The organism is Chromobacterium sphagni, from assembly GCF_001855555.1.
GTDB classification, from domain to species: Bacteria; Pseudomonadota; Gammaproteobacteria; order Burkholderiales; family Chromobacteriaceae; genus Chromobacterium; species Chromobacterium sphagni.
In genome coordinates this window covers 17,606-34,407 of record NZ_MKCT01000013.1, presented here as the reverse complement: position 1 = coordinate 34,407, position 16,802 = coordinate 17,606, and the positions used below count along the sequence as shown (strand labels likewise).

16 protein-coding genes are annotated in these 16,802 nt (G+C 65.7%); 10 read left to right on the top strand and 6 right to left on the bottom strand.

The genetic code is table 11. From position 1 onward, the window contains the following. Position 1 precedes the first annotated feature (1 nt). Both phnH and phnG read right to left on the bottom strand, forming a co-directional pair. Entirely contained in the window at positions 2-574 is a 573-nt protein-coding gene (gene phnH / locus BI344_RS07475) for a phosphonate C-P lyase system protein PhnH (protein WP_158020794.1), read from the bottom strand. A gap of 2 nt (positions 575-576) precedes the next feature. Beyond that, complete coding sequence (gene phnG / locus BI344_RS07470; protein WP_241499277.1) at positions 577-1,029, bottom strand: phosphonate C-P lyase system protein PhnG; 453 nt, start codon at positions 1,027-1,029, stop codon at positions 577-579. 148 nt (positions 1,030-1,177) lie between these two features. Here phnG and phnF point away from each other — a divergent pair, with 148 nt between their 5' ends. From phnF to phnN, 3 genes are read left to right on the top strand one after another with little or no spacing between them, the layout of a single operon-like run. Then, positions 1,178-1,900, top strand: coding sequence for a phosphonate metabolism transcriptional regulator PhnF (gene phnF, locus BI344_RS07465; protein WP_071112348.1), 723 nt, complete (start codon positions 1,178-1,180; stop codon positions 1,898-1,900). Continuing rightward, the gene (locus BI344_RS07460; protein WP_071112347.1) at positions 1,900-2,592 is read left to right on the top strand and encodes a DUF1045 domain-containing protein; all 693 of its coding nucleotides are present in this window, start codon (positions 1,900-1,902) and stop codon (positions 2,590-2,592) included. The genes phnF and BI344_RS07460 overlap by 1 nt, the downstream gene beginning before the upstream one ends. After that, entirely contained in the window at positions 2,582-3,154 is a 573-nt protein-coding gene (phnN, locus tag BI344_RS07455) for a phosphonate metabolism protein/1,5-bisphosphokinase (PRPP-forming) PhnN (RefSeq protein ID WP_071112346.1), read from the top strand. Before BI344_RS07460 ends, phnN begins: the two co-directional genes overlap by 11 nt. 67 nt (positions 3,155-3,221) lie before the next feature. Here phnN and BI344_RS07450 read toward each other — a convergent pair whose 3' ends face one another. The 3 genes from BI344_RS07450 to BI344_RS07440 form a co-directional block, all read right to left on the bottom strand. Continuing rightward, on the bottom strand, positions 3,222-4,886 hold the full coding sequence (locus tag BI344_RS07450; RefSeq protein WP_071112345.1) for a methyl-accepting chemotaxis protein: 1,665 nt from the start codon (positions 4,884-4,886) through the stop codon (positions 3,222-3,224). A gap of 29 nt (positions 4,887-4,915) precedes the next feature. Continuing rightward, the gene (locus tag BI344_RS07445; protein WP_071112344.1) at positions 4,916-5,146 is read right to left on the bottom strand and encodes a hypothetical protein; all 231 of its coding nucleotides are present in this window, start codon (positions 5,144-5,146) and stop codon (positions 4,916-4,918) included. A gap of 893 nt (positions 5,147-6,039) precedes the next feature. Further along, positions 6,040-7,647: a GGDEF domain-containing protein gene (locus tag BI344_RS07440; protein WP_071112343.1), complete on the bottom strand. Its 1,608-nt coding sequence runs from the start codon at positions 7,645-7,647 to the stop codon at positions 6,040-6,042. A 249-nt stretch (positions 7,648-7,896) separates the two neighbouring features. On the opposite strand from BI344_RS07440, the gene BI344_RS07435 reads away from it, so the two are divergent. The 6 genes from BI344_RS07435 (at position 7,897) to BI344_RS07415 (ending at position 13,151) form a co-directional block, all read left to right on the top strand. Further along, positions 7,897-8,919, top strand: a complete 1,023-nt coding sequence (locus BI344_RS07435) for a putative 2-aminoethylphosphonate ABC transporter substrate-binding protein (RefSeq protein WP_071112342.1) — start codon at positions 7,897-7,899, stop codon at positions 8,917-8,919. 72 nt (positions 8,920-8,991) lie between these two features. Further along, positions 8,992-10,092, top strand: coding sequence for a putative 2-aminoethylphosphonate ABC transporter ATP-binding protein (locus BI344_RS07430; protein WP_071112341.1), 1,101 nt, complete (start codon positions 8,992-8,994; stop codon positions 10,090-10,092). Then, positions 10,086-10,460, top strand: coding sequence for a hypothetical protein (locus BI344_RS25150; protein WP_241499276.1), 375 nt, complete (start codon positions 10,086-10,088; stop codon positions 10,458-10,460). The genes BI344_RS07430 and BI344_RS25150 overlap by 7 nt, the downstream gene beginning before the upstream one ends. Beyond that, entirely contained in the window at positions 10,382-11,788 is a 1,407-nt protein-coding gene (locus BI344_RS07425) for a putative 2-aminoethylphosphonate ABC transporter permease subunit (RefSeq protein ID WP_241499275.1), read from the top strand. The genes BI344_RS25150 and BI344_RS07425 overlap by 79 nt, the downstream gene beginning before the upstream one ends. 142 nt (positions 11,789-11,930) lie before the next feature. Next, positions 11,931-12,809: a hypothetical protein gene (locus BI344_RS07420; protein ID WP_071112340.1), complete on the top strand. Its 879-nt coding sequence runs from the start codon at positions 11,931-11,933 to the stop codon at positions 12,807-12,809. Positions 12,810-12,824: 15 nt separating this feature from the next. After that, positions 12,825-13,151: a hypothetical protein gene (locus BI344_RS07415; RefSeq protein WP_139166920.1), complete on the top strand. Its 327-nt coding sequence runs from the start codon at positions 12,825-12,827 to the stop codon at positions 13,149-13,151. A 58-nt stretch (positions 13,152-13,209) separates the two neighbouring features. Here the strand turns inward: BI344_RS07415 and BI344_RS24345 are convergent, their stop codons facing one another. Continuing rightward, on the bottom strand, positions 13,210-13,383 hold the full coding sequence (locus BI344_RS24345; RefSeq protein ID WP_158021044.1) for a hypothetical protein: 174 nt from the start codon (positions 13,381-13,383) through the stop codon (positions 13,210-13,212). 26 nt (positions 13,384-13,409) lie between these two features. Between BI344_RS24345 and BI344_RS07410 the strand changes: the two genes are divergently transcribed. Beyond that, a complete protein-coding gene (locus BI344_RS07410; protein WP_071112338.1) occupies positions 13,410-16,634 on the top strand; it encodes a transglycosylase domain-containing protein in 3,225 nt (1,074 codons plus the stop codon). The last annotated feature ends 168 nt before the right edge of the window (positions 16,635-16,802 follow it).

The following is a 16,802-nucleotide window of genomic DNA, read 5'->3' as shown; positions in this document are numbered from 1 at the left end:
GTCAGCCCTCCTTGATGACGGCGCTGCGCGGCAGGCCGGCCAGCTGGGTGTCGGTGATCAGCAGCGCGTCCACGCCCAGCGGGAAGCGCGCGTGGTTGCTTTGCCATTGGCGCCAGAAGCCTGGAGAAGCGCCATCGATGCCGAAGCGGCGCGGCGTCTGGAAGCCGGGGCCGCTGCCTTCCACTTGGTCTTGATTGAAACCGGCGGTTTCGATCAGCAAGGTGGCGGAGCGGTCAGGGTATTCGGCGCTGCCGGCCTTGAGGCTGGCCAGGTCGGGCAGCGGCATGCCCTGGGCGACGACGATGAAATCGGCCTGTTCCGGCAAATCCACCAGCCGCATGCCGGTGTGAAAGCGCAGGCTGGCGACGGTGTCGTCCGGCAGCGCCGGCAGCCAGACGCCGACATCCTGGTCCAGCAGCGTGTACAGCAGGGCGGCGGTGCCGGCCTTGAGGCCGGGCAGGGCCGGCGGCAGGATGGACAGCGTCTGCGGCAGCATAGGTTCGGCCAGGGCGGCAAGCGCGTGGCGGAAGATCTGCTGGGCGTGGGCGACGGGATCGGCAAAAGCGGCGCGCATGGTCATTCCCCCCGCACCATGGTGAAAAACTCCACCTTGCTGGCGGCGGCCTCGCGCGCGGCGCTTTCGCGGCGCGCCGCCAGTTCGGCTTCCAGGGGCGTTATCCATAAGCTCAGCAGCCGCTGCCGCTGTTGCGGGTCTTGCAACAGCGCGTCGGCCTGGGCGATCAGTTCGGCGTGGAGGCCGTCGCTGCCGCGCACCCAGCCGTGGCCCAGCCGGCCGGCTATCTGGCAGCTGGCGCGGCTGACGGCCGCTTCGCCCAGATTGAAGCGGGCGCCGGTCCCGCCGCTGCGGCCCTGCAGCATCACCAGCCCGGTTTCGGCGCGGCGCAGCCACTGGCAATGCTCGGCCGGCGGCAGGGCGGGAGACAGCAGGCTTTCCAGCCGCGGACGCGGGCTGTTGGCCAGCACGGAGAGCCAGCGTTGTCTTGTCGGGGTGTCCATCGTATGCCTCATGGTTCAAGAAAGATTCATATAAACGTATAGACGTATGCATGATAATGGCGCTCAACCAAGGACAAACAGCATGCGGCGATGAAGTTTTTGTGACGTTTTGACGGCGTGACTAGACCTTTGCCGGTGCAGGACAACAGGGAGGGTTGCGATGATAGAAAGAGGTTCCGGCGTCGCCGTCTGGCGGCAGATAGAAGACAGCCTGGCGGCCGAAATCGCCAGCGGAGCATTGCAGGCCGGCGCGCAGCTGCCGACGGAGCTGCAACTGGCGGAACGCTTCGCCGTCAACCGCCACACCATACGCCGCGCGGTGGCCACGCTGGTGGAGCGCGGCCTGTTGCGGGTGGAGCAGGGGCGCGGCACCTTCGTGCAGGACAACGCCATCGACTACGCCATCAGCAGGCGCACCCGCTTCTCCCAGAACATGGCGCGGCAGAACCTCAGCTCCGACATAGATGTCTTGCTGAGCGACACGGTGCCAGCCAACGCCGAACTGGCGGCCTTGCTGGAGGTGGCGGTGGGCGACGAGCTGTTCCGCATCAAGACGCTCAGCCGGGTGGAGACGCGGGTGGTGGACTGCGCCACGCTGTTCTTCCCGGCGGCGCGCTTCGCCGGCCTGCCGCAGGTCTACCAGCGGCAGCGCTCGGTGACGCGCACGCTGCGCGAGTTCGGCGTCAACGACTACACCCGCCGCTTCACCCGCGTCACCGCCCGTCTGCCGGATGGCGAGACGGTGGATTATCTGGGCATACCCAAGAACCGGCCGGTATTGCATGTGAAGTCGCTGAACGTCGATCCGGACGGCAGGCCGGTGCAGTACGGCATCACCTGCTTCAACGGCGATCTGGTGCAACTGGTGATGGAGGACGACTGATGCGCTACGCGCTGTATTACGCGCCCAGGCCGGATTCCGCGCTGTGGCGCGCCGGCAGTCGCTGGCTGGGCCGGGACGCCGCCGCCGGCCAGCCTCTGGCGCCACCGGTTCTGGATGGCGTTCCGCCGTTCACGCAGGCGGATATCACCCGCGACGCCGCCCGCTACGGTTGGCACGCCACCTTGAAGGCGCCGTTTGAGTTGAGCCCGGCGGCGGACGAGGCGCGGCTGATCGACAGCGTCTCCCAACTGGCCGCGCGCTTCACCCCTTTCGCGTTGGCGCTGCGGGTGGACTGGCTGGACGATTTTCTGGCGCTGCGGCCGAGCGCGGCGCCGGCCGAGCTGGAGGAGCTGGCCGCCGTCTGCACCGTGGCGCTGGATCCATGGGCCGACCGCGGCCGGCCGCCCAAGCCGCGGCAGGGGCTGGACGCGCGCCAACAGGCTCTGTGCCGGCGCTGGGGCTATCCCTATGTGTTCGAGCAGTTCCGCTTCCACCTGACGCTGACCGCGGCGCTGGCGCGCGATTCAGGTTTGGCCGCCAGCCTGGAGGCGGCGGCGCGGCGGCACTTTGCCGGGCTGGAGCCGGCCCTGGTCGACGGCATCGCCTTGTTTGTCGAGAGAGAGCAGGGCGGGCCGTTCCGCTATCTCGCCCACTGCGGCTTTGACGGCGAGGTGGAGCGCTATGGCTGCTGAAGCGGGAACGCTGTGGTATGTGATCGGCCCCTCCGGAGCGGGCAAGGACAGCCTGCTGGCCTATGTCAGGCAGCGGCTGCCGGCGGACGGCAGGCTGATGTTCGCCCACCGCTACATCACCCGTCCGGCCGATGCCGGCGGCGAGAATCACGTGGCGCTGAGCCTGGAGGAGTTTGACCAGCGCGAGCGCGCCGGCTGTTTCGCGCTGGCCTGGCGGCGCAACGGTCTGGCCTACGGCCTGGGCGTGGAGGCGGCGCTGTGGCTGCGGCAGGGGCTGGACGTGGTGGTCAATGGCTCGCGCTCGTCGCTGCCGCTGGCGGCCCAGCGCTTTCCCTCCTTGCGGCCCTTGTGGATCACCGCCAGTCCGGCGGTGCTGGCCTCCCGGCTGGCGGCGCGCGGCCGCGAGCCGGCCGAGGCGATTGCGCGCCGGCTGGAGGAGGCGCGGGCGTTCACGCCGCCGGAGGGCTGCGCGGTGCTGGTCAACGACGGCGGGTTGGCTGAGGCGGGGGAGCGGCTGCTGGATCTGCTGGATCTGCTGGGGCTGCGGGCGTCGGAGCGGTGAACCGGGCCGCTAGATGGCAGCCCGGCCATGCGCTTCAGCTGTCCAGCACGAAGCGGCGCATCTGGTTCTACAGCGTGTTGCTCACTTCCAGCAACTGAGTGCTGTTCTGCCTGGCGCCCTGCGTGGCATGCAGGCTTTCGTCGGCCGACTGGGCGATGGTGGCGACGCTGTGCGCGATCACCTGGCTTTCGCTCACCTGTTCGGCGATATTCGCTACCAGCCGGTCCAGTTCGCTGGCGGTTTCGGTGGCGCCTTCTTTCAGCTCGGTCAGCGGTTCGACGATTTCGCGGATCATGTCCACGCCGCGCGCCATTTCCTTTTGCCCCTGTTCTATCTGCACCATCGCCTCGGTGGTCTGATTGTCTATCGCCGAGATCACGTCGTTGATTTCGCGCGTGGCCTTGGCGGTGCGGTCGGCCAGCCGGCGCACCTCGTCGGCCACCACGGCGAAGCCGCGGCCCAATTCGCCGGCGCGCGCGGCCTCGATGGCGGCGTTCAGCGCCAGCATATTGGTCTGGTCGGCGATGTCTGTCACCGCCTCTATCATGTCGCGCATCGAATTGGCGCGCTGGCGCAAGGCGTCCATCGCCGCCGCGCTGCCCTGGATCTGGCCGGCGATCGCCGTGATCTCGCTGGAGGCGGTCTGGATCAGGCTTTGTCCGCGCTGGGCCAGCGCGGCGGCGCTCTTGGCGCGGTCCTGCGCCTGGATGGCGGTATGCGCGGCGCTATGCAGCTTGCCGGCGAATGCCTCCACCACGGCGTTGATCTGATGGATTTCCACCTGTTGCCGCTCCACTCCGCTCGCCACCTCCACCGCGCCCGAGCGGGTGGAAGCCGCGGTGTCGGCGACGATATTGGCGGAGTGGCGCAATTCCTGCACCAGCGCCGCCAGATGCGCCTGCATCTGCGACATCCGGCCTAGCATCAGCGAGGTTTCGTCCCTGCCGCGGATGCTCACCTTGCTGCGCAAATCGCCCTGGGCCATCGCGCCCATCACCGCCACGCTGTGCTCCAGCGGCCCGGTGATGCTGCGGGTGACGCTCCAGGACAGCAGCAGGCCGGCTGCGACGGCGACGGCGCTGAAGATCAAGAGCAGCAGTCGGGTATCGCCCATCAGGGACAGCACGCCGGCCAGTTCGCTGTTCATGTCGCCCTGCTGGGTGGCGGAGAGCGCGGTGGTGGCGGCCAGCAGCTGCTGCAGCGCCGGCCGGGTCTGGCTGGCGTACTGCCGCGCCAGCGCCGCGGGGTCGTTCGATTCCACCAAATCCACCGTATCGCTGAAGGCGGCGCTGTAGCGGGCGCGCAGATCGGACAGCTGTTGCAGGGGGGGCGCCTGCTCCGGCGTCCAGGGCAGCGCCTTCAGGCGCTGGAAGGCCTCGTTGGCATGGCGGTTGGCCTCGTCCATCGCGGCGTAAAGCGGGACGCGCTGCGGCTGGTCAGGGGTGGAGATGATCTGCAGCAGCAGCAGGGCGGCGTTTTGCGAGTGGCGGTCCAACTCCGCCGCCACCTGCAGCTTGCTGGCGTCGTTGCCGACGATATGCCGGGTGCTGCCCTCGATGCGCGACAGGCCGTTCCAGACGCTGGCGCTGACCGCCAGCAGGATGGCCAGCAGCACCATGAAGGAAACGGCCAGGCGCGGCCCGACTTTGATGTTTTGCAGCAGGCTCATGGCGAAGATGCCTCGGATGTCGGAAACCGGTTGGTCGGCGCCGCTGCGCCGATATGTCAGCATAGTGCGCCTTGTCCTCCCTGTCCGCTTGGCTACCGCATCAATCGTCCAGCGCTTGCCGGTTTCATGGCACTAAGCCCGGTGCTAGGCCGCAGTGTCTCTCCTGGCGGAATATCGCCCAGCAACGCCGCCGCCAGCTGTTGCGGCAGATTGTGGAACAGATGGAAGGCGCTGGTGGCGCGCGGATTGCACTCCAGCACGTCGCAGCTGCCATTGGCGGTTTTGATGAAGTCGAAGGCCACCTGGCCGCTGGTGGCAGGCATGGGCGGTAGCTGCGGCGCTCGCCCCCTGGAACATAACGCTGCGCGGCCCAAGGCTGGACCAGGGTAGGGCGTATTCTGCCCAGCGCCTTTTGGCTGGAGCGCGGCAGGGTTTGGCTGGCAAGACGGGAGTAAGCGGGTTTGAAGATCCAGCCGGGGGAGGCCCGCAACAGCCGGGCAACCGCGTCTGGCGATTCCAGCAGCCTGGTTTCCGGAGCCGGAGCGGGCCAGTCGGCGGTCATTCTGGCGAAACTGAGTTTGTGATGTAGCTGGCGCAGGGTGGCCAGGCTGTCGCGCCAGTGCGCCAGGTAGAACACCTCCTCGCAGATCGGCAGGATCAGGTCGACCGCCTGGTTTTCCACCAGTTTTTGCAGCGCAGCTCGCCAGTTTTGGGAATTGGCGCGGGGCTCGGGCAGCCGGATATCGGCGTCAACCGCGCCGCTGAAACGGCTCGCCGGCCAGCGCAGAGAGTCCGCCGCGCTTACCCGCCAGCCGGTGGCGCGAAAGGCGCGGGCCCATTTCAGGCATGCGGCGGAGCGCGCGCCCAGTATCAGGACATGTTGTGCGGAGCAAGTCGGAGGATTGCGTGGAAAAGGGCATGAACGAGCGGCGGTTTTATTTTAATGATTTTGCTGTGGACAATTTGAATTCAATTTCATGGCCCGCATCCGGCTATTGTCCGCAGGCTGCCTAGGCATTGGCCAAGGCGGGACGGCGCAGGAAAATGCATAGTTTTCGGCCAGCGGACTTCCAGGATGGATATCGGCTTTCGCCGGGGGAGGCGCGCGGTTTCCGGAAGCATCCGTTAGCGGCGGGCGGTTGCAACCACGCTCTGGCCTGTCTTTGCCGATCGCTCGGTGTGTTTTCGGGCGAGCGGCGGCAATATGCGGCGGGTTTCATATGCGGATGATTTCGCTGCCGCTGTGGCCGCTTTTCTTGACGTGGTACATCGCCTGGTCCGCGGCTTGCAGCAGGCTGTCCGAGGTGCTCAGCCCATCGCCCAACGCAATGCCGATGGAAATGCCCAAAGTACAGGCGTTGCCGGCTATCAGGAAGGGAGCGTCGAATACGGCGATGCATTTCTGGGCGACGGTATTGGCGATTTCCTCGGCGTTGTCGTCCAGGTCGCTGAGCAGCAGCACGAATTCGTCGCCGCCTATGCGCGCCAGCGTGTCGGTTTGGCGCACGACATTGGACAGGCGTTGCGCCACCTGCCACAGCACCTTGTCGCCGGCCCTGTGGCCCAGATTGTCGTTGATGAGCTTGAAGCCATCCAGATCCATGAACAGCAGCGCTACGCCGCAGCGCTTGCGCTGCGCCTGCGCCAGCGCCATGTGCAGGCGATCGGATAGCAGCGAACGATTGGGCAGGCCGGTCAGAGAATCGTGATGCGCCATGCGGGCCAGTTCCTCCTGCTGATCGTTGAGCTTGTGTAGCAGGCGGTTGAAGGCCGCGATCAGATGGCCCACCTCGTCATTGCGCTGGATGGGCATCGGCTCCATCGGCAGTTCGCCCCGGGTCATGCGGTCGGCGTGGCGCGCGGCCAGGAACAGCGGCCGCAGCACGATGTACAGGCCGCCGCCGCAGATCACGGTGAAGGCCGCCAACGCGGCGATGGTGTTGCGCAGCGTGAAGCTCTTGACGCGCTCCACGGTGGCGAAGGCCTCGCTGCTGGGCAGGCGGGCCACCACGAACCAGCCGGCGCGGGGAACGGACGCGATGGCGCTGACTTCTTCCTCCCCCTTGGCGTTGGTCGTGATGCCGGCGCCGCGGAAGCCCGCCATCGCCTTGTCGTGCAAGGGGTTGACGCCAGGTGGCGGCAAGGGCTGCAGTATCATGTCCGGTTGCGAGGAGGAGACGAACTGGCGGTCGCGCGGCGAGATCAGCAGGAAGCTGTCGATATGGTTGCCAATATGGGTATGTTGCAGCAGATCGAGAAAGTTGGGCGCCGCCAGCGCGGTGACGCCCACCAGCGCTGCTTTCACTTTCTTGTCCGCGCCGAGTATGGGCGCCGCGATCGGCAGCACCGGCACCCTGGATATGCGGCCCACCACGGCCCGGCCGATATAGGGCTGGCCGCGCAGCGCCGCGCGGATGTAGTCGCGGTCGCCGTAGCCGACGATCAGCCGGTCGGGCCTGGGAGGGTAGTCGGCGATGGCGCGGCCGTCTGGCCCCACCACGAATAGTCCGACGGAAAATAGCGGCTGGTACTGGTAATGCTCCTTCAACCAGTTGCGCAATTGCGGCGGGCGATTCAGCAGCTCGGGAGGTAGCACCATGGCCAAGTGGATCAGCAGATCCTCTCTTTGTGAAATCTTGTCGTTGATGTCGCGCGCGACGTAGTTGGCCAGCATCAACTGCTGGCTTTCCACCACTTTGCCCAGGTCCTCATAAAGGAAGTTGCTCAACGCGTAATAGCGCGTGAAGGAACCGGTGAGGACGACCAGCATCGCCAGCGCCATCAGACGGATGGCGATGCTGTCAAGAATGCGGCCCAAGATCATGCTTTCTTCTGCTCAATCCCATTCTGTCATAGTAGTTGATGCGGTTTGATTTTCAGGGTTGTTGCGCCAGGACCCGGCCGCGGTTTCTGGGGCCGGGCGGTTTTCCGCGAATTGGTCTAGTGCGGCAAAACAAGATTCACCTGGATTTCACCGGCGAGTCATCGAAGCCCCTTACCGTGGCGGCTGTGATTTCAGCAGGCGCAGTGTGTAGGCAAATTTGTCTATACGTCTAAACAAAGGAGCATCGTCATGAAGAAGCAGATGGCAGTCGCAGTCGGTCTGGCCGTGTCCGGACTGTTGTCCCCGCTGGCTTACGCCAAAACCACGCTGACGGTGTACACCGCGCTGGAGGCCGACCAGGTCAAGGATTACAAGGAGGCGTTCGAGAAGGTCAATCCGGACATCGAAATCCGCTGGGTGCGCGAGTCCACCGGCATCATCACCGCCAAGCTGCTGTCGGAAAAGAACCGTCCTCAGGCCGACGCGGTGTGGGGGCTGGCGGCCACCAGCCTGATGATCCTGGACCAGCAGGGCATGTTGCAGGCTTACGCGCCTAAGGGCGTGGAAAAGCTCAGCCCGCAGTTCGTCGACAAGGCCAGGCCGCCGAAGTGGACCGGCATGGACGTGTGGGCCGCCACCATCTGTTTCAACACGGTGGAAGCCGCCAAAAAGAACCTGCCCAGGCCGGAGAGCTGGGCCGATTTGCTCAAGCCGGTCTACAAAGGCCAGATCGTGATGCCGCACCCGGCCTCGTCCGGCACCGGCTACCTGGATGTGTCCGCCTGGCTGCAGATGATGGGCGAGAAACAAGGCTGGGACTATATGGACAAGCTGCACGTCAACATGGCGCAGTACGTCCATTCCGGCTCCAAGCCATGCAAGATGGCCGCCACCGGCGAATTCCCCATAGGCATCTCGTTTGAATACCGCGGCGCCGAGCTGAAGGCGCAAGGCGCGCCGATAGACCTGATCTACCCCAAGGAAGGCCTGGGCTGGGATCTGGAAGCCACCGCCATCATCAAGGGCACCCGGAATCTGGAGGCCGCCAAGAAGCTGGCCGATTTCTCGGCCAGCCTGCCGGCGATGCAGCAGTACGAGAAGAACTACGCGGTGCTGGCGATGCCTGGCGTGGCCAAGCAGAACCCGTACATTCCGGTCGACTACGCCAAGCGCCTGTCGAAGAACAATTTCTCCTGGGCGGCGAAAAACCGCGACGCCATCCTGCAGGAATGGTCGCGCCGCTATGAAAGCAAGGCGGCGGCCAAGAACTGAACCTGGCGCAAGCCGGAGCCGTCCGCCGAGCAGCGGGCGGCTTTTCGATATTCAAGCAAGATGGAGTTCCCGATGAAACCGGTCGATAGCCTGCAAGGCCTGTCCGATCACCTGTCCATCCATAGCCTGAGCCGCCGCTTTGGCGGCTTCGCCGCTCTGGACGCGGTGTCCCTGTCGATACGCAGGGGCGAGTTCGTCTGTCTGCTGGGGCCGTCCGGCTGCGGCAAGACCACGCTGCTTAGGCTGATCGCCGGGCTGGACATGCCGGATGGCGGCAGCATCCACCTGCTGGGCCGCGACATCACCCGCGAGGCGCCGGCCAGGCGTGACTACGGCATCGTGTTCCAGAGCTACGCGCTGTTTCCCAACCTCACCGTGGCCGACAACATCGCCTACGGCCTGACCCCGCGTCGCGACAAGGCGCGCCACGGCCAGCGCGTGCGCGAGCTGCTGGACATCGTCGGGCTGCCGGGCGCCGAGCTGAAATATCCGTCGCAGCTGTCCGGCGGACAGCAACAGCGGGTGGCGCTGGCGCGGGCGCTGGCCACCTCGCCGGGCTTGCTGCTGCTGGACGAGCCCTTGTCGGCGCTGGACGCGCGGGTGCGCGACAGGCTGCGAGACGAACTGAAAGGCCTGCAGAAACGGCTGGGCGTCACCACGCTGATGGTGACCCATGACCAGGAAGAGGCGCTGGCGATTGCCGACCGGGTGGTGGTGATGAACGCCGGGCGCATCGAGCAGGTGGGCACCCCGGCCGAGATCTACCGCCAGCCGGCCAGCCGCTTCGTGGCGGACTTCGTCGGCGACGCCAACTGGCTGCCGGCGCAACGCAAGTCCAGCCATGAGGCGAGCATAGGCAACTGCGTGCTCAAGCTGCAGCAGCCGCTGCCGGACGGCGCGTCGCTGACGCTGTTCCTGAGGCCGGAGGACATCATCGTCAAGGCGCGTTGGGAGCCGGCGGCCAACGTGCTGCTGGCGCGGGTGGAGGATGTCAGCTTCGGCGGCGCGATGACCCGTATCCGGCTGCAGCCGCAGGGCATGCCGGGGCAGACGCTGCGCGCCGAGGTATGCCCATCCATGCTGCAGCGCCAGCCGCTGGTGCCGGGCGAGATCGTGCCGGTGGAATTGCCGGCCGCGCTGTTGCGCGCCTATGTGCGGGAGGCGGCATGTTGAGCCTGGCTTTGCGATTGACTCGCCGCGCCGGCTGGCGCGCGGACGGTGAAAGCCAGCTGGCCGCCTTGCTGGTGTGGTCGCTGGCCGCCTTGCTGACGCTGGCGTTGGGCCTGCCCTTGCTGTTCATCCTGGGCAAGGCCGTCACCACCATGGACGGCGGCTTTGCCGGCCTCGTCAACTTCTCCCAGGTGCTGAACTCCCCCGGTCTGATGCGCGCCGCCTGGCACAGCCTGCTGCTGGCGCTGACCGTCAGCGCGCTGGTGCTGCCGCTGGCGTTTGCTTTCGGCTGGTGTTTGAACCGCAGCCGGGCCTGGGGCGCGGCCTGTTCCGCCAGATCGCCTTGTCGCCGTTGCTGGCGCCATCGCTGATGCCGGCCATCTCGCTGGTGTACCTGTTCGGCAACCAGGGCCTGCTCAAGAGCTGGCTGGGCGGTGCCGGCATCTACGGTTTTTGGGGCGTGGCGCTGGGTGAGGCCTTTTATACCTTTCCCTACGCGCTGCTGATCATCGCCACCGCGCTGGCGTCGGCGGACGCGCGGCTGTACGAGGCGGCCAGGGCGCTGGGCGCCGGCGCGTGGCGGCAGTTCTTCACCATCACTCTGCCGGGCGCGCGCTATGGCCTGGTGTCAGCGGCGCTGGTGGTGTTCACGCTGGTGATCACCGACTTCGGCGTGCCCAAGGTGGTGGGCGGCGACTACAACGTGCTGGCGGTGGAAGCCTTCAAGCAGGTGGTGGGCCAGCAGAACTTCCCGCGCGGCGCGGTGGTGGGGCTGATGCTGCTGTTGCCGGCGGTGCTGTCCTTCTTCATCGAGCGCGCCATGGCGCGGCGGCAGCAGGCGGCGCTGACCGCGCGGGCCGTGCTGTTTGCTCCTGGCCGCAACCTGCCCAGGGATATCGCCGCGGTCGCGCTGCTGGCGGCGGTATCGGCGGCGCTGCTGGCCTTGCTGGGCGTGGGGGTGGCGGCATCCTTCATCAAGTACTGGCCGTACGATTTGTCGTTCACGCTGGCGCATTACCAGTTCGACAATGTCGACGGCGGCGGCTGGGGCGCCTATTTCAACAGCCTGAAGCTGGGCGGCGCCACCGCGCTGCTGGGAGCCGTGCTGGTATTCCTGGGGGCATATGTCTGCGAAAAGCAACAAGCTGCGCCCTTGGGCCGCAGCCTGCTGCGCTTCTTCGCCATGCTGCCGATGGCGGTGCCGGGCCTGGTACTGGGCCTGGGCTATGTGTTCTTCTTCAATCATCCGGCCAATCCGCTCAACGCGCTGTACGGCGGCATGACGCTGATGGTGATTTGCAGCATCGCCCATTTCTACACCACCGCCCATCTCACCGTGGCTACCGCGCTGGGGCAGCTGGATGGCGAGTTCGAGGCGGTGGCGGCATCGCTCAAGGTGCCGTTCTGGACCACGCTGCGCCGGGTGACGCTGCCGGTGTGCCTGCCGGCGCTGCTGGATGTGGCGCGCTTCCTGTTCGTGTCGGCGATGACCACGCTGTCGGCGCTGATCTTCATCATCAGCCCGGAAAACAGCCTGGCGGCGGTGTCGATCATCACCATGGACGATGCCGGCGACACCGCGGCGGCGGCGGCGATGGCCACCTTGATCGTCGTCACTTCCGGCGGGGTGTCCTTGCTGTCGCTGGCGCTGGAGAAGTGCTTGGGCAAACGCCATCGGCACTGGCGCGGCCAGGGCTAGCGCGGCCGCACCAACGGGGCGGCGATTCTTTTGCCAAGCGGCGGTGGCGGGCTATATCTGAATGGAATGATCTGCTTCTTTTGCATTGTCCATCTGGGTCGGGGCCGGGTTCCCGCTCGCCTGGCCCCGCCGGGGAGGCTCCATGATCAACCTGCTTCCATGCCTGATCCGCGCAGCCATGCTGCCGCTGCTGTTGTCGCTTGCGGCCTGCGGCAATCTGGACAGCGGCAAGTTCGCCGCGCTGCGCGACGCGGCCCGCCAGATAGACGGCAGCGCCGCCTCCAGCTTCGCCGCGCTGGAACAATCCGCCCGCGACAGCGCGGTGCTGTCCGCGCCGGACCGCAAGGTCGGCCTAGAGGGATTTCCGCTGGTGAACGCCGAAGGGCAGCCGTATGACCTGTCCGGCCAGCTGGGCAAGGTGGAGGCGTCGCTGGACCTGTTGGCCAGCTACGCCGCGGCGCTGGCGCAGCTGGCCGGGGCCGGCGGCGCGGCGGATATCGACAAGTCGTCGCAAGACCTGTCGGCCAGCCTGCGGCGGCTGCAGGGCAGCGGCCTGAGCGTATCGACAGCCAATGGGCTGGCAAGCGCGGTGGACGCCTTCGGCCATGCGCGGCTGATGGCCCAGCGCAAGTCAAGCCTGCGCGCGGTGATGGACCAGGCTCAGCCCGGCCTTGAGGTGCTGGCGCTGGAAATGCAGCGCGTGCAGCAGGACCTGCAGTTGTATTTGACCGATATCAGCCTGCGCTATCTGCGCGCGGTCGACAAGGACGGTTTCAGGCCGGCCTATGGCAGCTGGGCGCGTTATCAGGGTGATCTGCAGGTGGCGGCGCAACTGGCGGATTTCGACCGGCAGCGCCGCGCGCTGGATGCCATTGGCAAGGAGATGCGGGCATTTCCGGATTTGCACCGGCAACTGAGGCAAAGCCTGGACGATTCCGGCAAGCGCATCGACCGCCTGCGCGAGTTTGTCGACGAGGCCAAGCGCCTGCGCAGCCTGTACCGGGCGCTGCCCAGCCAATAGTCCAAGGAGCGCGTGATGGATAGTCATGATCTGGCCGAGTTGCTAACCGGGCTGGCCTCCCGGTTCAATAACCTTATGATAGCCACCACCGGGGAGACCAGCCGGCAGTGCGGCGATCTGCAAGACAAGTTGGCCGGGCAGGCGATGGCTGCCATCGCCTGCGATCTGGACCATGCCGCCAGCGCCTACGCCGATGCGGTGGCGGCATTGCGGGGGGCCTCGCAGGCGGCCGACGATGCCGAAAAAGCGCTGGCGGCCAGCGGCAAGTCGATAGAGTTTGTGGCCAAGGCGATACAGCTTGCGTCGCGGGCGTCCGTTTTGGCGGCGTCGGTGCTGGCCTGAACGGGGAGTCGTCGGCGGGCTGGAAACCGCGATGAGGGCGGCCAGCCTGGCTCGCCGTTCACCAATTCGCGGCGTTGGCGTCCTTCAGGGATGCGCTAGTTTCTTTAACAAGCTTTTCCTTCCTTTCTAAAGCGCGGCGGCTGTCCGATATTGAGGAAAAGCCGGTGGGAAATCCGACGGCCGAGCAGTGGTGTCCGGTACAGCCAGCAATATTCTCCAGTTCATGCTGCAAGGGGGCGGCCTCCTGGCCGACATGTCATGATAGATACTTCGGAAGCCAAACTCGGATTGGGCAAAGGCAAACCGTCTTCTTCTACATGGTGGGCGCTGATCGGCCTGTTGATCGCACTGTTCGGCCTGGCGCTCTCACTATTCCTCAACGAGGTGCATACCTCGCGGTTCCAGGCGATGTTCTTCAGCCGGGCCGCCCGCCACGCCACGTTCGCGGTTGAACCGGGGCGCAGCAAGGACATGCGCTTTCCCGAGCATGGCGGCCCCTATGACCAGCGCATGGGGTATTCCGACCTCCCGCACTATCTGGAGCGGCTGCAGAGCCGCGGATTCGCCATTGCCGAACAGGCCCGCCAGTCGCCGGACATGATACGGCTGGCAGACAGCGGCGTGACGGGGCCTTTACTGCCGCTGGGGCTGTTCCCGCCGTACCGGGAAAAGGACCAGTCCGGCCTGATGCTTTACGATGGCTATGGCCGGCCCATGTACCAGTCTCTCTACCCGCAGCGGGTGTATCGGGATTTCGACTCGCTGCCGCGCCTGCTGGTTTCCGGCCTGCTCTACATCGAAAACCACGCGCTGCTGGACGACAGCAATCCGCAGCAGAACCCGGCGGTGGAATGGTCGCGTTTCGGCAAGGCGCTGGCGGACGAGGGGCTGCATTTTCTGCATCCCGGCTATCATTCCGCCGGCGCCAGCACGCTGGCCACCCAGATCGAGAAATTCCGCCACTCGCCCGGCGGCCGCACCGGCTCGCCCAAGGAAAAATTGCGCCAGATGCTGTCGGCCTCGGTGCGCGCCTACCGCAGCGGCGAGGATACCAGCGCCGCCCGGCGCCAACTGGTGGTGGAGTATCTGAACACGGTGCCGCTGGCGGCGCGCGCCGGCTTCGGCGAAATCTCCGGCATGGGCGACGGCATGTGGGCCTGGTACGGACGCTCATTCGACGAGGTGAACCGCACGCTGGCCAGCAATACTCCGCTGTCGGTGGACGAGCAGGCAACCGTGTTCAAGGAGGCGCTCAGCCTGATGATTTCGCAGCGCAGCCCCTCGTTCTTCCTCAATGGCGACATGAAGCTGCTGGAAGGGCTGACCGATTCCTATCTGCGGCTGATGGCCAAGGACAAGGTGATCACGCCGGAATTGCGCGATGCCGCGTTGGGGGTCTCGTTGCGGCAGCAGAGGGAGAGGGTCAATCTGGCCAACAAGTCGCAGGTGGAGCGCAAGGGCGCCAACGCGGTGCGGGTGAAGCTGGCCGGTCTGCTGGGCATACCGCGCATGTACGACCTCGACCATCTGGACCTGACCGTCAACAGCACGCTGGATTCGCAGCTGCAGCAGGCGGTAACCGACAAGCTGCTCAAGCTGCGCGATCCCGACTACGCCAAGTCGGTGGGATTGGGCGACAAGTTCTTGCTGCAACAGGGCTCGCCCGGCGGGGTGACCTACAGCTTCACCCTGATAGAGCGCACGCCAACCGGCAATATGGTGCGGGTGCAGGCGGACAACTTCGACCAGCCTTTCGACATCAACGAAGGCACCAAGCTGGACTTGGGCTCCACCGCCAAACTGCGCACGCTGGTGACGTATCTGGAGGTCATCGCCGATCTGCACCGGCAGTATTCGGGCATGAGCCAGGATGAGCTGGCCGGCATCCGGCCGACCGAGCATGAGTCGGTGCTGCGGCGCTGGGCGATAGACTATCTGAGACAGAACGATGACCGCAGTTTGTCTGCGATGTTGGCGGCCTCGATGGAGCGCAAGTACAGCGCGAGTCCAGGAGAAAGCTTTTTCACCGGCGGCGGCCGGCACACCTTCGAGAATTTCGAGAAGAGCGACAACGGCCGCATCCTGACGCTGCGCGAGGCGACGCAGCATTCGGTCAACCTGGTTTACATCCGCTTGATGCGCGATGTCGCGCACTACTACATGTATTCGCCGAGCAACGACTCCCAGGTGCTCGGCGATCCCGCCAATCCGTTGCGGCGCGAATACCTGCAACGCTTCGCCGACCGCGAAGGCAAGACCTTCATGGCCGGTTTCTACCGCAAGTACCGTGGCAAGGATGCCGAGCAGATCGACGCGCAGGTGGTGGAGAAGGCCCGCCGCAGCGCCAAGCGGCTGGCGGTGATTTTCCGCAGCGTCCATCCGCAGGCCGGCCAGCCTGAAATGGCGGCCTTCATCGCCAAATACCTGACGCCGCCGGCCAAGCTGGAGGAGAAGACGTTGGCCAAGCTGTACGACGAGATGGGGCCGGACCGTTTCAACCTGGCCGATCGCGGCTACCTGGCGGGCATCCACCCGCTGGAATTGTGGATGGTGGCCTACCTGCATGCCCATCCTGATGCGGGCTGGTCGGAAATGGTGCAGGCCAGCACCGCCCAGCGCCAGGAAGTGTACCAATGGCTGTTCAACAGCAAGCACAAGGGCGGCCAGGATAACCGTATTCGCCAGATCCAGGAGATAGACGCTTTCCGCCAGATCCACGCCGCCTGGAAGCGGATGGGTTATCCCTTCGATTCACTGGTGCCATCCTACGCCACCGCGCTTGGCGCTTCGGCCGATAGGCCGGCGGCCTTGGCCGAGTTGATGGGCATCATTTCCAATGACGGCGTCCGTCTGCCTACGGTTTACATCGACAAACTGCGTTTCGCATCGGCTACGCCGTACGACACCACCCTGGCCCAGGGCCAGGCCCGCGGCGTGAGGGTGCTGCCGCCGGAAATTCCGCAGCTGGTGCGCCAGGTATTGTCCGAAGTGGTGGACAAGGGCACCGCCCACCGCGCGGCCGGAGCCTTCGACCACAATGGCGAGCATGTGTTGATCGGCGGCAAAACCGGCACCGGCGACAACCGCTTCAAGACCTTCTCCCGCGGCGGCGGCCTCACCTCCGCCCGCGTGGTCAGCCGCTCCGGCGCTTTCGTGTTCTATATCGGCGACCACTACTTCGGCACCATCGTCGCCTATGTGGCCGGCCCCAAGGCGGCCGACTACAAGTTCACCAGCGCCTTGCCGGTGCAGGTGCTCAAGGTGCTGGCGCCCACGCTGGCGCCGCGGCTGGACCTGGTTGCGCGCGGCACTAGCCAGGGCGCGGACAGCGTGGCGGAAGGCATGCCCGATATCGGAGGACTATCGCCCGGAAGGCCGTTGTGCCTGGTGTCCAGCCTGGGCGGCGTGTGCGACTTGCTGAAGCCGCCGGCGGTGGGCGCTTTGCCTAAGCGGCAGGAGGCGGAGTGGAAGATAGGAGGATAGGCAAGGCGGTTGACGAAGCGTGGGCGCTATATGCGAGTGCGTGGATGTCAGCTTGGAACGAATTGCAATATGAAGGGCTGAAAATTATTTTTGGCTGGATTGATATGTGTTTTTAGCATCCAGCTCCGTCAGATTTTATCTGCTTGTTAAAGTTGGAAATTGATTCCC

Bases quoted from the DNA above. Each gene is read 5' to 3' on its own strand.
- BI344_RS07445 (WP_071112344.1), bottom strand. From the start codon at position 5,146: ATGCCTGCCACCAGCGGCCAGGTGGCCTTCGACTTCATCAAAACCGCC.
- phnN (WP_071112346.1), top strand. From the start codon at position 2,582: ATGGCTGCTGAAGCGGGAACGCTGTGGTATGTGATCGGCCCCTCCGGA.
- phnH (WP_158020794.1), bottom strand. From the start codon at position 574: ATGCGCGCCGCTTTTGCCGATCCCGTCGCCCACGCCCAGCAGATCTTC.
- BI344_RS07435 (WP_071112342.1), top strand. From the start codon at position 7,897: ATGAAGAAGCAGATGGCAGTCGCAGTCGGTCTGGCCGTGTCCGGACTG.
- BI344_RS07430 (WP_071112341.1), top strand. From the start codon at position 8,992: ATGAAACCGGTCGATAGCCTGCAAGGCCTGTCCGATCACCTGTCCATC.
- BI344_RS07440 (WP_071112343.1), bottom strand. From the start codon at position 7,647: ATGATCTTGGGCCGCATTCTTGACAGCATCGCCATCCGTCTGATGGCG.
- BI344_RS07420 (WP_071112340.1), top strand. From the start codon at position 11,931: ATGATCAACCTGCTTCCATGCCTGATCCGCGCAGCCATGCTGCCGCTG.
- BI344_RS07450 (WP_071112345.1), bottom strand. From the start codon at position 4,886: ATGCTGACATATCGGCGCAGCGGCGCCGACCAACCGGTTTCCGACATC.
- BI344_RS07415 (WP_139166920.1), top strand. From the start codon at position 12,825: ATGGATAGTCATGATCTGGCCGAGTTGCTAACCGGGCTGGCCTCCCGG.
- phnF (WP_071112348.1), top strand. From the start codon at position 1,178: ATGATAGAAAGAGGTTCCGGCGTCGCCGTCTGGCGGCAGATAGAAGAC.
- BI344_RS07460 (WP_071112347.1), top strand. From the start codon at position 1,900: ATGCGCTACGCGCTGTATTACGCGCCCAGGCCGGATTCCGCGCTGTGG.
- BI344_RS25150 (WP_241499276.1), top strand. From the start codon at position 10,086: ATGTTGAGCCTGGCTTTGCGATTGACTCGCCGCGCCGGCTGGCGCGCG.
- phnG (WP_241499277.1), bottom strand. From the start codon at position 1,029: ATGAGGCATACGATGGACACCCCGACAAGACAACGCTGGCTCTCCGTG.
- BI344_RS07410 (WP_071112338.1), top strand. From the start codon at position 13,410: ATGATAGATACTTCGGAAGCCAAACTCGGATTGGGCAAAGGCAAACCG.